The organism is Evansella tamaricis (genome assembly GCF_019042215.1).
In the GTDB taxonomy this organism is placed as follows: domain Bacteria; phylum Bacillota; class Bacilli; order Bacillales; family Salisediminibacteriaceae; genus Evansella; species Evansella tamaricis.
In genome coordinates this window covers 1-1,326 of sequence record NZ_JAHQCS010000175.1, presented here as the reverse complement: position 1 = coordinate 1,326, position 1,326 = coordinate 1, and the positions used below count along the sequence as shown (strand labels likewise).

Sequence of the window (1,326 nt, the reverse complement as noted above, 5' to 3'; positions counted from 1 at the left end):
AGCTGAGCTAAGGCCCCGTTGTTATTTCAGTGATGCTTATTCTTGAAGCTTACGGACGATGCTTCGCTCCGTAGTCCCTGTTTCTTCCTCTTCTTGATTTTTCTTGGATGTGTATGCGTCGAAACAACTCGACGTTTTCCTCATAGAAGCTCTGCTCGTAGCTGAGCTAAGGCCCCGTTGTTATTTCAGTGATGCTTATTCTTGAAGCTTACGGACGATGCTTCGCTCCATAGTCCCTGTTTCTTCCTCTTCTTGATTTCCCTTGGATGTATATGCGTCGAAACAACTCGCAGAATCCTCAATGAAGGTCTGCTCGTAGCTGAGCTAAGGCCCCGTTGTATATTCAATGATGCTTTTCATGGAGCTCACGGACGATGCTTCGCTCCGTAGTCCCTGTTTCTTCCTCTTCTAGCTTTGCTCATTCTCTTATCACCATATGCATTAAAATAAAAATGGTGAGCCATGAAGGACTCGAACCTTCGACCCTCTGATTAAAAGTCAGATGCTCTACCAACTGAGCTAATGGCTCGTAGTTATTTCTACGATGATATTCATGATGCTTACGGACGATGTTTCGCTCCGTGGTCTTACCTGTTTCTTCCTCTTATTGATTTTTCATGGATGTGTATGCGTCGAAACAACTCGCAGCTAACTCGTGATGTAACGCTCGTCACTGAGCTAATGGCTCGTAGTTATTTCTCCAATGATTTTTCATGATGCTTACGGACGATGTTTCGCTCCGTGGTCTTACCTGTTTCTTCCTCTGCTAGAATTGCTCCGATTGTATGTGCGTCGAAACAACTCGCAGCTAACTCGAGATGTAACGCTCGTCACTGAGCTAATGGCTCGTAGTTATTTCTCCGATGATACTCATGATGCTTACGGACGATGTTTCGCTCCGATGTCACTGTGTCTCTTCCTCTACTTGCTTTCCTCTGAGGCTTATCCGTCGAGACAAGTCGCAGCGTATTCACGATGATTTGCTCCTAGCTAATGGCTCGTAGTTATTTCTTCGATGATACTCATGATGCTTACAGAAAAGTTGGCTGGGCTAGCAGGATTCGAACCTGCGCATGACGGAATCAAAATCCGTTGCCTTACCGCTTGGCTATAGCCCAACAAAAAATAATGCGTTTTGGTGCTGGCCAGAGGACTTGAACCCCCAACCTACTGATTACAAGTCAGTTGCTCTACCAATTGAGCTAGGCCAGCCTATATTGTTTAAAATAAACGGCGAATCTCTTCGTCAGCTTCTCTCTTTCAGATCCTCACGTACCTAAAAGTACGTTCCGGTCCTCTCTCGCTTGCTTCCTCGACCTTCTTGTT

General features: G+C 45.6%; 3 tRNA genes. All 3 read right to left on the bottom strand.

Annotated features, from left to right (window positions below):
- Nucleotides 1-453 precede the first annotated feature (453 nt).
- Nucleotides 454-529, bottom strand: a tRNA-Lys gene (locus KS419_RS21800).
- A gap of 514 nt (nt 530-1,043) precedes the next feature.
- Nucleotides 1,044-1,118 (bottom strand) — tRNA-Gln (locus KS419_RS21795).
- An 18-nt stretch (nt 1,119-1,136) separates the two neighbouring features.
- Nucleotides 1,137-1,212: transfer RNA gene (locus tag KS419_RS21790), tRNA-Thr, on the bottom strand.
- Nucleotides 1,213-1,326: the final 114 nt, after the last annotated feature.